This is a genomic window from Prevotella pallens, from assembly GCF_900454935.1.
GTDB lineage: Bacteria > Bacteroidota > Bacteroidia > Bacteroidales > Bacteroidaceae > Prevotella > Prevotella pallens.
In genome coordinates, this window is sequence record NZ_UGTP01000001.1 from 1,133,546 (window position 1) to 1,149,056 (window position 15,511).

The window sequence follows — 15,511 nt, forward strand, 5'->3', positions numbered from 1 at the left end:
TGTGGTACTCTATTAAATATTATATTGCGCATAAGATGTATGATATAAGCTGAAACTATCAATAAAATATACTTTATTATAAAATGGAATTGTAGACCGCTACTCTTGTTCGTTTTATGGAGATAAATCTACGAGTAGTAAGTCAAGTTTCTTAAAAAAGGTATAGTATAATTTTTCTTACTCAATAAAAAAACGTAATTTTGCCTAATATAATATTTTTCTAAATCATTTTGGGTCTATTTGGGCTCTCTGAATTTTACTAACATGAGAAAGAACATTCTATTTTTGCTCGCAATAGTTCTATGTTGGAACAGCAGCAGCATTGCAAACTGTTTTTACAAATCGTCCAAGCGAAATGTAAAAGCGGTACAAACCCCCGAGATTAATTATTTGAATTTCTTGTATAAGTATATGGCTTTGCCAGACAAGACCGATTACAGTAAATCTTTTTATGCAGAAAATGTTGCACTATCGTTGCAGGCACGCCGTGAAATGCCGTGGGGAAGAACTGTACCCGAACGCGAGTTTAAGCACTTTGTACTACCTGTTCGTGTAAATAATGAGAATTTGGACGATAGTCGAAAAGTTTTTTATGCAGAACTGAAAGATCGAGTTAAAAATCTCTCAATGAAAGATGCTATTCTCGAAGTGAACCATTGGTGTCACGAAAAGGTAACTTATCGTCCAACTGATGGGCGCACAAGCAGTCCGTTAGCTTCAGTTTGTACAGCGTATGGCAGATGTGGCGAAGAGAGCACCTTCCTTGTTGCAGCACTCAGATCGGTTGGTATACCTGCGCGACAAGTATATACGCCACGTTGGGCACATACCGACGATAATCATGCATGGGTTGAAGCGTGGGCAGATGGAAAGTGGTATTTCCTTGGAGCATGCGAACCAGAACCTATCTTGAATTTAGGTTGGTTTAACGAAAGTGCCTCTCGAGGTATGCTTATGCACACAAAAGTATTCGGTGATTATGATGGTCCTGAGGAAGTAATGAGCAAGACTCCGCTCTATACAGAGATAAACGTAATAAGCAATTATGCACCTACAGCTAATGTTAAAGTGGTTGTTGTAGACGAGAAAGGCAAACCCGTAAAAGACGCAAAGGTTGAATTTAAACTATACAACTATGCCGAATTCTACACTGTAGCACGAAAGACGACAGACTCTAATGGCGTGGCTACGCTTACTGCTGGTAAGGGCGATATGATTGTTTGGGCATCTAAAGATGGAAAGGTTGGTATTGATAAGGTTTCGTTTGGTAAAACAAAGGAACTAAACCTTATACTAAAGCGTAACGGATTGCCTCAAACAAAGGCTTGGGATATCACACCGCCACCTGTAAGTATAGTTCTTCCGAATGTAACTGATGCGCAACGGGCTGAGAATACAAAGCGTTTGGCTTATGAAGATTCTATTCGTCAAGCATACGAAGCTACAATGAAAGATAAGTCGCGTGGCAATTATGCTACTATTCAGACTTTCTTGCGTGAGGCAAAAAATAAAGAAATGGCACAGCGCCTTTTAAATGTTATTTCGGAAAAAGATCTTCGCGATGTGCAGTTGGCAGTGTTAAAAGACCATGAAGTAGCTAAAACTGATACTTCAGAACTCTACTGTAAGTACGTAATGAATCCACGTGTAGAGATTGAATGGCTTTCTCCTTATCGTCATTTCTTAGCAAGAAAGATGGCAGGTATAAGGTCGCCACAAGCTCTTATAGATTGGTGTAAAACAAATATAGCTATTGATGAGACACACAATCCGCAACGATTGCGTATGTTGCCTATGAGTGTCTGGCGTGATAGAAAGACCGATAAATTAGGTAGAGCAATTTTCTTTGTGGCTGCTGCTCGAAGTTTAGGTTTTCCTGCTCGTATTAATGAAATTAATGGAAAACTACAATACAATGCTAACGGAGCTTGGATTGATGTGGAGTTTGACGGTAAACAGGCGGAAAAGAGTGTACCAAAGGGGACATTATTGTTAGTATACAAACCCACGAAATATAACGATAATCCTAAATACTATAGTCATTTTACCATAAGTAAAATAGAAAATGGCGTTGCACAGCTTCTTACCTATCCAGAAACAGCTACATGGAAAGACGATTTCTCTAAAGGAACGGAGCTAGAAGAGGGAACATATATGCTTATAACAGGCACGCGTATGGCAAGTGGCCAGGTGTTGGCTGAAACTCAATTATTCACGATAGAGGCAGGCAAAGATACTCGTTTGGTGTTTACTATGCGCGAAGACGACAATGCTGTACAGGTAATAGGTAGCTTTAATGCAGAAGATATATACCACGATAGGGCTACCAACAGCGACAAGAGCTTGCTGTCTACGGCAGGAAGAGGCTATTATATGGTAGGCATTGTTGCGCCGAACCAGGAGCCAACCAACCACACATTGCGCGATATCAGTACATATAAGACACAGTTTGAGAAGTGGGGTCGTAAGATGATATTCCTTTTTGAAGATGCCGATAATTTGTCTCGCTTCAACTTTAAGGAGTTCGACAATTTGCCTTCTAATGTTGTTTGGGGTACAGATATAGATAAGAAGATTGTAAGCGAAATATGTGAACAATTGAAGTTGATAAGCCCTTCGCTTCCAATTTTCATTATTTGCGATAGCTTCAATCGTGTTGTATACGTACAACAAGGTTATACTATTAATATAGGTGAACAGATTTTGAAGGTTATAGGAAAACTTTAGAAGATTATTCTATTTAATTATGTAATAATGGTAAAACACCAATCTTATAGTGCTGAATACTAAGATTGGTGTTTTGTTTATATGTTTATCTTAATCCACAATATTTTGATGTAGTGATAATATTTTTTGTTTGATTATCACATATATCATTCAATAGCTTTCGTGAATTATAAAATAAAACTATAGAGATTGTTGTTCGTTATGATATCTAATTTGCAACTGACAGATATCTAAGACTTGTATGACAGATATCTAAAACACAAATGATAGATAACTGAAACGAAGTAACTATATTTAATATGTTTTTTTCTGATTTTACTAGACACTTTTAAGTTATTTTCTACTGAGTCTATAATAGTACCTTAGTATAGAATACTCATATAAATATACTTAGTCCTTAACAGCATATCATTCTTAGAAGAATATTTGATATATAGTTATTTACACGTCATTAGTTTATTCTATTTCCTGAATAATTTGTGCTACAGTTTCTACAAGAGTTTCTTTTCTATTATATTCAGTCATACCTGATGCAGATCCATGTATCTCGTTTGTACCAGTCGCAATAAGTATCTTCTTTGCATTTTGAGGTGTTACACCTCCACCTGGCAAAATTGTTAGTCGTCCTTTAGTGTATTCTACATATTCTTTCAATGCAGATATACCTTCCTCGGCACTACGTGCTTGACCAGATGTTAAAATGCGTGTGCAGTTCAATTCTGCAAGCTCATCAATAGCTCTCAAAGGTTCTCTACAAACATCGAAAGCGCGATGAAACGTGAAGGGCTTTCCTTCGCAGGCGTTAATCAGTCGATACGTGGTTGCTATATCTATGTCGTGCTCTATAGTTAATGCACCACAGACTATTGCATCAGTATACGGAAGTATTTCTTTAATATCAGCTTCCATCACTTTTATTTCTTCTTCATTATAACAGAAATCTCCTTCACGTGGTCTTATAAGTGTATGAATGGTGAGTTCTGGAAACATTTTACGTATTATTTTTATGAGACTCAACGAAGGTGTTAGTCCGTCAAGCGATAGAGCAGAGCAGAGCTCTATACGTTTAGCACCCCCTGTTACAGCATTTATAACACTTTGTAAGCTACCTGTACAAACTTCTAATATCGGCATAGTTCTTATTTCTCTAATTCTACAACATAATCAACAATGCCCTTATGATTACCAATATTAATATTAAGGACCTTAGTTTTCTTATTATAATTATACGGAAGAGGCTTGTGCGAAAGGAAATCGATAATATATTTGGGTTTTATTGGTATTGTGAAAGATATGGTTTCTGCATCTTGCTTTAGCACGTGTAAATAAGTTTTCTTACCCTTTGATGTACTTACCCCCCAAGTATATTCAGGCACATTGCCTGCCATTGTTTCATAGATACTAGCTCCGTACTTTTGCATCCATTTTCCAATACCTTGTAGTCGGTCGAGTGCAAGGGAAGGAAGTTCACCGTTTGGTTGTGGCCCAATATTGAGTAAAAGATTACTTCCCTTAGCTGCAGAACGAACAAGGAGCTCTATTAGTTGGTTAGTTGACTTATAGTCGATATCTGAAACCTTATATCCCCACATACCATTCATAGTTTGACAAGCCTCAAGAGGTAGATGACTGATAGCCTGCCCAGACAGTCCAGCTTTATTTTCACCTGGTAAATCGCGCTCAAACATTTGGAAATCCTCACCATTTATCGGTGCTATGTGATGGTTGTTGCCGATTAAACAAGTAGGTTGAATGCTATGAATGTAACGATAGAATTCTTCCATACGCCAATCGAACGGGATACTATCGCTATCGTGATCCCAGTAGCCATCTAACCAAATCGCACCAACTTTTCCATAATTATGGAGCAATTCACTTATTTGTCCTTTCATAAAGTTAAAATAAGAATCATAGTTGGGCTTCAAGTTTCTGCCAGTATAAAGTCCAGTTCTACCGATAGGATAATCCTCTCTTATCCAATCGAGTATGGAATAGTATATGTGTAAGTCTATATTCTGTTGATGACAGGCATTTGCAAGTTCCTTTAAAACATCTCGTTTAAAAGGAGTTGCATCAACTATATTATAGTTACTTTCCTTTGTTTTAAACATAGAAAAGCTGTCATGGTGGCGTGAAGTGAAGGTAATATACTTTGCACCTGAATCCTTAATAGCCTTTATCCATGCGTTAGCATCGAAATAAGATGGATAAAAAGCTGATGCAGCTTTGGCATATTCATCTTTATTTATCTTGTTGTTTAAATACCATTCGCCTTGCGCAAATGTACTATAGATGCCCCAATGTAAAAATATTCCGAAACGAAAGCCTTCAAATCGTTTACGTGCAGCTATATTTTCAGCAGTAGGAACATATTCTTTGTGGAAACTTTGAGATATTTTCATCTGGTTGTTCCTCACTTGTTCTTGGCCTTTTATTTGTATAATGTTAGGTATTGTTAGCGCAAAAGCCAATAGAGATGTAGTAATTAGTCTTTTCATTTTTATTTATTATTTTTGTGCAAATATACTTAAAATGTTTTGAACAGATAACATATTTATGATTCTTTCTACTTATGAGGTAATACATTTGTGTTGAGTATTTCAAAAAATAGGGAAAAACCTATTTTAGGTTAGGGAAAATCCGTATATTTGCACATAGAGATGTAGTATTTTTGCATCTGTTGAAGTAAGAGAAAGAAAGAAAAACAAATAAAATGGAGATGATAATATGAAAAAGTTAGTTCTATTTTCAATTATGGCTCTTGTTCTGCCTACTACATTATTGGCACAAGATGATGTATATTTTACACCATCGAAGGAGTCTATTCGTGAATATAAGGCGGAAAAAGCTGCTCGACGAAATACTTATTATAGCGGTATAAATAAGTCAGATAACGAATATAACCGCAGAGAAACTTTAGATAAAGTTTATAAAAAGATAGGTAGAGACTCATTAGGTAATGACATCGTGCAGATAAAAAATATTGATGGAACCTCCCAAATAGATACAATTTATCAGTTCGATCGTTACTTCGATACTGACGACAGTGACTTTGCGTATAGTCGTCGTATGGGGCGCTTCGATGATTTCTATGGTTATTACGATCCTTGGTTCTATGGATATACTAGTTTTGGTTTCCGTTCTGCATTCGGCTATTGGAATCCTTGGTATATAGGTTATTATGATCCATTCTTTATTGATTACTATTATCCATGGGGATTTTATGGTTATCGTAATAGTTGGTATGACCCATGGGGTTATGGCTACTATGGTTGGGGTTATCCATACTATTATTATGGCTACGCTAGACCGGTATTTGGATATAGCTATACAACGGGACATTCTGGTACAGCTAATCATTGGAATGGACAAGGAGGACGCTTCGGAAGCTATAGTACAGTTTACACTAATCAGATGAACAATGCAGGTTCAACTCGTTCATTCGGCAGTATGGGTGCGCGTAGTGGACAATTTGGAAGATTAAATAGTCGAACTGTTATTGAAAGAGATAATTCCTCTTATAACAAAGGAGGTAATTTTGGTAACTCTTCTCGAAACAGAAACTTTGAAAGCACTGTCAGACGGGATTCATATAGCCGTGATAATTCGTTTAATATAGAACGTAGTAGACCACAGACATACGAATCACGTCCAGCTAATACATTCGGTGGAGGTAACTTTGGTGGCTCTCGTTCTGGTGGAACCTTTGGTGGAGGAAGTTTTGGTGGCTCTCGTTCTGGTGGAGGAAGCTTTGGCGGGCACCGATAAAAGTGTTTTTTATTGTAAAGAGTTTGTTAAAAAGTAGATAACAAAAAGAAAGTTATGAAGATACAGTATTATTTGCTTGCTGCGACATTATTTTCATTGCCTGTAGCAGCTCAAGAGACATACGAAAATGCAAATCTAACGAGTACAGACCTTAATGGTACAGCGCGTTATGTAGGAATGGGTGGAGCTATGGAGGCTCTTGGTGCAGATGTTTCTACAATAGGTAGTAATCCTGCTGGTATTGGTTTATTCCGTAGAAGTCAGTTTTCTGTAAGTGGTGGACTACTTATGCAAAGTAATGGAAAGGAGTATGGTGATGGAAAAAAGACTAATGCTAGTTTCGATCAAATAGGTTTTGTATATACCACACGTGCTTCTCGTGGTTCTAATCTTAACTTTGGCTTTAATTACACTAAAGGAAAGAACTTCGATTTCTTGTTAAATGCAAGTGGAAAGTTAGGTAATGGTTCTCAAAACAATCAGTCTTACTTAAAACATGTGCTTGGTTCAGAAAACTATGGAGGTTTTGATGTGCGTAAAAAAGATGATGCATATATCGGCTTTGCCTCTCCACAAGCTAATTTTGTATCATGGACATGGAATCAATTAGACTATTTGTACTTTAATACATTGTTGCCTGATGCTACTACTGCAGGCAAGTTCAATAATTATTTAGCTGATTCTTATACCTTTGATAAGGCAAGTACAGGCTATGTAAGTAACTATGATTTCAATATTAGTGGTAGCATCCAAGACCAATTCTACCTTGGTTTAACATTTGGATTGAAGGACGTACATTATGATTCAGAAAGTAGATACAATGAAAGGTTATCTAATGGAGTAGGAGACGTTAGTGTTTTAGATATTCGCCGTATAACTGGTACAGGATTCGATATTACTGCCGGTATTATTGTTAGACCTATTGCCAGTTCTCCTTTCCGCATTGGTGCTTATGTTAAGACACCGACTTGGTACGATTTAACAACGTCAAACGTTACTCGTATTGATAGGAATACTAACACCGGTGGTAAGAATGACTGGGGAGAAGTGCCTAATAGTTATGATTATAAGCTATGGACTCCTTGGAAGTTCGGCCTTTCTTTGGGTCATACAGTGGGTAATTATCTAGCATTAGGCTTAACATACGAATTCGAGGATCATTCTACGCTCGACTCTCGTATAAACGATGGTGGCTATTATAACGATTATTATGGAACCTATTATGAGACTTCTTCTGCTGATAAGTCGATGAATAAGCATACCAAACAAGCTCTTAAAGGTGTTAGTACTTTGAAGATGGGTGCTGAATACAAGCCCACAAGCAACTTAGCTTTACGTTTAGGTTATAACTATATAAGCCCGAAATATAATAAAGATGCACAAAAGGACCCTACTATTGTATCTCCAGGAAGTGCTTATTCTTCATCAACAGATTTTGTAAATTGGGATTCTACCAATAGATTTACATTTGGTATTGGCTATCAAATAAACAAATTTAATGTTGATTTAGCATATCAATATAGTATGCAAAAGGGTACTTTCTATCCATTCTCTACAATGAATTTTTCCATCCACGACACTGCAACAGGCAACACTACATCATATTCAAATCAGGCAGTAGGAGCAAAGGTGGATAATAATAGAGGGCAACTCTTATTAACAGTGGGCTACCGACTCTAAGATTAGTAAACTATAAATAAGTACCATTACAATATAAAATAAAGAAACACGGTAAGCAAAATATGTTTACCGTGTTTCTTTATTTTGGTTCTACTGTAATTAGTGTGAGTTAACATATGTCTAGCCCACCATAGAAGAATAGAATCGCTATCCGATAGCGTTCGGCAGTACCATATCCTCTGCCGATGGTTTTGATTTCTTGAATCGATCCGTTGGTTCTCTCAGCTTTGCCGTTGTTGGCGCCAGTAACCATGACTCTAATGATGCCTTTGAGGTGTCTCTTGAACATAAAGACAACACCGTTGATCTCTTCAATGTTGTACAGCAAGACATCTGCCATCCAGTCTCCCAACATACCATAAGCCTCCACATCTCCATGATAGTTAAGGCGAAGGAGATCACGAAAGAGTTCTTTGACTTTCCAAGCTTGCGAGACCTGATACTCGGCATTCTCCAGCATATCAAATCTCCGACGGTCGTTGGGAGTGTATTTGGACTTGTCCTTGAGCCAAAGATACTTGGTACTGCGCAGTTCCTTGATCTCCTTAACCTCACGCTTGCGCACCTTGTCGACGGCATCGTTCAAATAGGTAACGCAGTGGTACAAGTCATGACAGTGGCTGGCATTGGGGAAATACTTCACAGCGCCATCAATGAAAGGCTCCCACATGTCTGTACATACCGTTTCAACCGAATTGCGCTGTTTCTCTGTGAGCGCTTTAGTGCACAGATTATCAATGCTTTTGGCGCTTCGGCCTGCTTCTACTTCGATAACATGACCGGTATCTCCATCATAGAGCATGCTGACATACTCATGACCACGGCGGATAGACTTCTCATCTATGCACACATGCTTGTAGATACGAGTCTTGTCACGCTTATCCAAACCTCGTTCAACGGCGCGAAGCATAACGCCATGTACCTGCTCGAAAGTAAGGCTGAGAAGACGTGCAGTCTTTGTCTGATTTTTGGTGGAGAGGAGCGTTTCTATCGTTTTTTTTCATCAGCCAAGACAGCCGGGAGTTTGGTAATGCCCAGGGGACAGCGACACTCTTGACCTCTTCGCCATCATGGTAACGAGGAATACGAGCCTCAAGGATGGTCTTGTACTGTGCCACATATCTAAATGCCGCCAACTCCGTTTATGACGGAAGTCAAATATAGGGAATTCTTTCTTTTCAACCTTGATGGTGTCATAGCGATATTTGAGCATGATATGTATCTCTTCGGTGGAGTCATCACAGGTCACATTCTCAATCTCCCAATCATTGTTGTTGTGGAGCAGCAGCTTGGATAATATATCTTCGGTTGTCATCATACTGACTACAAAGATACGAATTTCGTGCCGCTTAATGCGGGATACGGTATGTTAATTCACACTAAATCCCGCAGAACCAGAAATATAAAATAAAAAGCACCAAATGATTACTCAAATGGTGCTGTCTTTTCTTTTGAAGCAATAATAAGTATTGTTTTACTTTATTTTATTAAAAGCGAATTTATCTTCTATTAATGACTTTCCATTATTGGATATTTTCAAGGAACGATTCCCTAAAACGGAAGATTTAAATTTTACAATACCATTGTTATATGTATAAGTAACAGTCTCATCTCTCATTTTACATTCTTCGAGCATATTTCTGTAAGCACTCTCAAAGGTTGATGAATATGCATCACCTCCAATATAGGCAGTAATTTTATTTTTCTTCATAATAGGTCTAATGTATACCTTTACTTTTGTAGCAGAAATAAATTGTAGATTAAATGAAAGTTTTAAGGAGAAAGCCTCATTATCAAAACATGCTAATTTGGGATCTGTTTCTGAGCCAAACATAAATTGGAATGTGTGACCTACTAATGTCGTATTTGTTTTCGGACGCTGATAATTTGAATTACTCAATGTTATGAACTGAGAAGATGAATGTGTGATCATTTCTTCTATATTTGATGCTTTGGAGTACCCCCTTGTTCTCGTTTCACAAATAGCATTGTAGTTGCATAATAACAATAAGCTTAAAAAAATAATAGTACGTTTCTTGAAAGATTTGTTCATAATGATATTTTTATGTTTTAGAAATAGTTTTCTGAAGTACTGTTCTTTGTTTTAGACTCAGTCGTTGTTTTCCTTAATAGTATCTTTTGTATTCTTGAATACTTTACTATGGAGTCTTAAATCTTTAGCAAGTTTCTTTGCCATTGGACCAAATGTTGCGTAGGACAGCCCACCTGATACCAATCCACCTATAACTGGGAGAGCTTTTGAAACCGATTTAGCCAATAATTGCTTTGACATACGTATACCAATCCATTTTGATATTTGTTTTATAAGCATATACCATGCAGCGTGACCAAATGTTATAACAGGAATTCTTTTTGCAACCTGTATAGCTATTTTTTTTGTCATATCGGCTAAAACTTTTGAAGCTGCATTTACCCCAAACATTACTCCGAGCATTGGAGTTATTATATTTAGACTGTTTGGGTTTAATTCTCCATCTTTTTGAAAATCTGGGTAGCCATATAGATAAGCTAACTTTTGACAAAGATTTATACAAAACCCATAATATTGTGCTAAATCTGCGATGCCTAGTCCTGTCGCGGCAATAGGATTTCCTGGGATACCAGTTAAAGTTGAGATAATAGAAACCTTGTATCGTGATGTGGATATCACATTATCTGCGACAGCATCTATTAATTCTAAGTCTAATACAGTACGTGGATTTTCTTTGATGATTTGTTCCAATTCTTGTTCTGTGCAAAAATCGGAGAAAACGTTGTTTAGAAACTCTTCTCTGTTAACTTTCATACTAGGGTTTTGCATAGATAGACTCAGTACTTTATTGTATAAGTCTACTCCTGTTGTTTTTTCCATAAGAAATACTTTTTAATGTATAATTAATAGTCGAAAATATTATTATAGGTTTTAATATACTAGATACATTTTTAAAATGTAAATAGTTGTCTAATAGTACACAGACTGTTTCCCAGAAGTATGTGTTTCTAAATTAAATTTTAAAATGAAAAAGCGTGGGAACTATTGAATGTTATTCTACACGAAGCTCTGGACTGCTTTTCACCGAATAACAAACAATAGCCCACGCATTGAGGTATATCATTCCCTTTGGAAAAGGGTACAATAATCCCAAGCATGAGCGTATTGCCGCCATCCTCGGTGAATGTAATTGTCCAGATTACGTGCAGAAGATGATTTCAAACGCTCTTTTAAAAGATAGAACTCTTTATAGTGTACACTTTTATATAGGTACACTGGAATTCGGATACAAAGATAGATAATTTTTCTTATAAAATGTTTTATTCCTTCAAGAAAATACATTCTTAGTGAAATTATTTGTATCTGCTTTTTATCATTATATCAATATCTTGTTATTTTGAGATGTTTATATGTGAATAACACCACATTTAGTTTAAATGTATGTTGCTGTCACTTTTAACATTTGTCGTATTTTATTGACGATAAAAGGGTTATGAGTATATAAGATGTGACAGATATGACAGGAAAAATAGTTTTACCTAAAAGTTGATATAGTGATGTTTAGTTTATAGAGGGCAATAGAAGACTCTAAATGAAAGGATGAGGGCTAATATTAACAGTGTTTTGTTAGTATATAGTTGGTTCTTCCGTTAAATGCGTAGACGCCTATCATGCAATGCATATAGCCTTAATGTGAAGTATTCCTCATTTCTGAATCCATATATCTGTCTTTTCAGAACCTTTATTTTATTGTTAATGCCTTCAATTGTTCCATTTGTTATATAATGGTCATACCATGCTAATATGTATGTCTTGTATGCTCTAATAGTTGAAGCCATTTTCACCAATGGCTGTATTTTAGATTCTATAGCTTGCTTTACCCATTCATCCAACACATCTTTAGCTTTTTGCTTACTACACTGATTCCATATTTCCTTAAGATCTTCTTTGAGATAATAGGCAATCATCAGCGGACGGTTTAGGCTTAGGGCATTTCTCCAGTCTATTTCTGTGTGCATAATCAAAAATATTATTTCCATTTCTGAGTAACAACCAACGTGTTCCTTTGATTACTTTACGCTTGTTGACGTCCTTTTCCACATGCCATAACTGTCCTCTTAGCAAGTCCAGTTTTTCGTTCATAAGCTTGGTTACATGAAAGTGGTCTACTACAAGTGCAGTATTGGGAAGGTGTTCACTTACAGCCCTTGTATATGCTGCAGAAAGGTCTGTACATACTGCTTGTATATGTTCTTTGTTTTTGCCGAGCCGTTCCCAAAATCCATCAAGAGCATTCTTGCCATTGCCATCACCGACATAAACAATATGACCATTATCCAAATCTACAACTATGGTCTTGTATACATGCCCTTTATGAGTGGCGAACTCATCAATGGAAATACGTCTTAACATGGAAAGGTCTGGGTTATAGTATTTTGACTGTAGAAATTCCATCTGTATATTACGTACTACATTCCAGGATACCTGTAGGAACCAAAATATATCTTGAATTGTTGCAAAGCGAGACAGATTAAGCACCATATTTGCAAAAGCTATAGTGTGCCGACGTTTTCCTTTCGCAAAGTCGATGTTTTCTTGTTTAATACAGCCGCAGTCGTGACATTGAATACGATGTACACGCATGTCCAGATAGGTCTTGCTCAGACCAATTGGAACACTTACAAAGCGACGAATATGGCTGCCGCTACGATTGATATTATGACTTCCACATACAGGACAACAAAGTTTTTCCTTTGGAGTTTGGATTTCTAAAACTAAGTTATTATCTTCGTAGCGCAGATTCTGACAGTCTTGTTGGAAGACGCCTAAGGCATTTTGCATTATGCTGGTATTCATATTCTTGAAGTTTGGTCACTACAAAGATACATAATACCAGCTTTTTTATATAACTTATGAGATATATCTATCCATTTAACGGAAGAACCAAAAGTATTTCTTATAGGAAGAGGGGAATTTTACATACTTTTACGAAAAAGGTCCTAATCGCAATTACGACAAGGACCTTTCTCCTATTCTTTAAAAGTCTTAAGATATTCTGTACTTTTCTATTTAACCAATACCTTTATAATAGAGCCATTAGATAATTTTACAATATTAATGCCACGTTGAGGACTGTTAATTTTACGTCCATCAATTGTATAACGTGCAATTTCTTTGAGCTCGCCCTTATTCTCAGAAATACCACCAATTCCAGCAGGATCTGATAAATAGAACTTTGCAGCATTATCAATCTTACCTTCATTATTAATTATCATAGCGACTACAGCAAGTTTATTGTAACCTGCTCTTGCAATAGCTTCTTTCAAAAGGTTTTTGTTTGGCAATTTAAGAGTATAAGTATTAGTAACCACTTGGTTAGCCTTAAGTTCTTCAAGTTTTGCATTGTTTTTATGGTCTGAACCATAAGAACTAGCAAGTAAAACATCATCAAAAACTAACGTTACCTTACTATTACCATATTCACCGCCCTTACAGAAAGGAGATAGATATGAATCGTTTGAAACATTTTCGGGAGAATATTTGTAATAGTTGTTACTCTGTTTCCAAGAATTTTCTGTTCCAGTAAGTCCATCACCGATAAGCGCATATACTATTTCGTATGTCCCATTTACTAAAGGTTCAATGGTGGTAGTTGCTGTTACTTCTGTTTTATCAGTATTAAGTGTTCCTGTTACCGATACACCAACTGTCGCTATTTTTTTTAACTCTTGTTCGTAGTCGAAACTAATATCTTCATCGTTAGAACCATAGAATGGGTCTATAACATCGTTGCGATTTATTCTACAGGTTGGAGCTCCACCAAAATCAAGTATCGCATAATTCCTGCAGTACATAACATCAGATTCGTTGTATTGGTGTATTGCTATACCAACAAAACTGTCTGTAAATTTATCGCGCAATTTCTTCATTCCAGCCCAACCACGTGGACACCAACCACAGCCCGTTCCTGTATTTTCTTCTACAACGACATTTCTCTTTACCTGTTTATCTACGGTAGTTAATTTACAATTTACCGACTTTTTTTCAGCTTCATTAGCCTTGCCGTTTACCTTTGTTATAGTAATAACTTTCTCAGAAACTCCTATGTTATTGTCAGCCTGAAGTGGTAAGCTCGCAGTGCACGATGCACCCATAGTTTTAACAGGAGGATTAACCTTTGCATGTTGTTCTGCCCCTACAACCCCATTGGTTGTTATTGTATAGTCGATACTATTTATTCCATCTCTGCCACCATTGAATAGAACGAGTTTACTTTTTCCTGTTGTATTCTTCACAACAACAATGTTTTGTAAAGAGGTTGGAGTAACAGAGTTTTGAGCAAATTCACCTTCTACAAGAATTTCTAATGCCAATTGTCCGAATCCTTCTTCTGCTAAATTTGTCCACTCTGTTGCTGTTTCAGAAGAACGTATAAAAAAACCATTAAGGTCTGAACCACTATGATCTACAATAGGAAACTTTGTTGTGGCTTCGGAAGCATCAGTAACGGTAAGAGTATAACCTATATATACACCGTTAGATCCAACAACGTATGGAGTATTTAATGCTACATCGTTCACTTTTCCCTGTATATCTTCACTTTCATCGCCTGCATTGAGTTCTGCTTGATCTACATTCTGTACATAGTCTGCATTATTAATATCACTGGGCAAGCTTTTTGAAACCCAAACCTTTACATTGTTTGTATGTGCTTTATCGCGGAGATAAAAACGAATAGCTTTGATAGTTTTTCCAACAATTATAGAATTGCTTGGATCCACAAAAATAGCAGCATCGTATGTCTCTTTTTTAGAAACACCAACAGAACTACGTTCTTCGTTTTCTGGTTGATATCCCCACCATACTTGGTTGGCAGTAGGCTCTATTTTATTTGCTACTACCTTGTTTGTGGTTGATGCCTGTGTGGTTGTTAACTTTGCGTAACCTCTTTTATTTAGGTCTCGCTGGAATACACTCGTTTGTGCATAGGCTGAGAAGCTCAGTACAAATGCTACGGTTAAAGTAAAAAATTTTTTCATATTCGCAGAAGTTTAAGTTAATGACCGACTTAAAAGTACGGCACTATTAGATTAAATTACGTTTGTATGCTACAAAACAAAAAGAATCGTTTACAGATTGGTCTCGTTTTAAATTGATATTGAATTATGTGTACAAATATACATACTTATTTTGAATATATATACTTATATTGATTTTTTTTTCTTAAAAGCATTCAATTCTGCACTATAATATTTCTTTTTAGGGATTTCCCTATTGTAAAGTAGAGATATTGTGATCCGTTCGTTTGTTGTATTGTGTTAATTTTGCGGTATTAATAAGAAT

The 15,511-nt window shown here is 36.5% G+C and carries 9 protein-coding genes and 1 pseudogene; 3 read left to right on the top strand and 7 right to left on the bottom strand.

The annotated features are described in order from the left end of the window. The first annotated feature begins 264 nt into the window (after positions 1 to 264). Positions 265 to 2,727, top strand: coding sequence for a transglutaminase domain-containing protein (locus DX009_RS04905; protein ID WP_115083204.1), 2,463 nt, complete (start codon positions 265 to 267; stop codon positions 2,725 to 2,727). A gap of 456 nt (positions 2,728 to 3,183) precedes the next feature. Here the strand turns inward: DX009_RS04905 and DX009_RS04910 are convergent, their stop codons facing one another. Next, positions 3,184 to 3,861 carry a copper homeostasis protein CutC gene (locus tag DX009_RS04910; protein WP_115083205.1) on the bottom strand — a complete coding sequence of 226 codons (678 nt, stop codon included), beginning with the start codon at positions 3,859 to 3,861 and terminating at the stop codon, positions 3,184 to 3,186. Between the two features lie 5 nt (positions 3,862 to 3,866). After that, complete coding sequence (locus tag DX009_RS04915; RefSeq protein ID WP_410525573.1) at positions 3,867 to 5,129, bottom strand: alpha-L-fucosidase; 1,263 nt, start codon at positions 5,127 to 5,129, stop codon at positions 3,867 to 3,869. A 325-nt stretch (positions 5,130 to 5,454) separates the two neighbouring features. On the opposite strand from DX009_RS04915, the gene DX009_RS04920 reads away from it, so the two are divergent. Together DX009_RS04920 and DX009_RS04925 are read left to right on the top strand one after the other, a co-directional pair. Then, positions 5,455 to 6,495, top strand: coding sequence for a hypothetical protein (locus DX009_RS04920; RefSeq protein ID WP_115083207.1), 1,041 nt, complete (start codon positions 5,455 to 5,457; stop codon positions 6,493 to 6,495). Between the two features lie 54 nt (positions 6,496 to 6,549). Further along, complete coding sequence (locus tag DX009_RS04925; protein ID WP_115083208.1) at positions 6,550 to 8,175, top strand: hemin receptor; 1,626 nt, start codon at positions 6,550 to 6,552, stop codon at positions 8,173 to 8,175. A gap of 109 nt (positions 8,176 to 8,284) precedes the next feature. Here DX009_RS04925 and DX009_RS04930 read toward each other — a convergent pair whose 3' ends face one another. The 5 genes and pseudogenes from DX009_RS04930 to DX009_RS04955 form a co-directional block, all read right to left on the bottom strand. Then, positions 8,285 to 9,166, bottom strand: coding sequence for an ISL3 family transposase (locus DX009_RS04930; protein ID WP_115083209.1), 882 nt, complete (start codon positions 9,164 to 9,166; stop codon positions 8,285 to 8,287). Between the two features lie 483 nt (positions 9,167 to 9,649). After that, a complete protein-coding gene (locus DX009_RS13155; protein WP_146739280.1) occupies positions 9,650 to 10,228 on the bottom strand; it encodes a hypothetical protein in 579 nt (192 codons plus the stop codon). 57 nt (positions 10,229 to 10,285) lie between these two features. Continuing rightward, positions 10,286 to 11,047 (bottom strand): hypothetical protein, encoded by a 762-nt coding sequence (locus DX009_RS04945; protein ID WP_115083211.1) that lies wholly within the window; start codon positions 11,045 to 11,047, stop codon positions 10,286 to 10,288. A gap of 770 nt (positions 11,048 to 11,817) precedes the next feature. After that, a pseudogene (locus DX009_RS04950) lies at positions 11,818 to 13,024 on the bottom strand (ISL3 family transposase). Positions 13,025 to 13,233: 209 nt separating this feature from the next. Beyond that, entirely contained in the window at positions 13,234 to 15,207 is a 1,974-nt protein-coding gene (locus DX009_RS04955) for a hemin-binding protein (RefSeq protein ID WP_115083212.1), read from the bottom strand. Positions 15,208 to 15,511 lie beyond the last annotated feature (304 nt).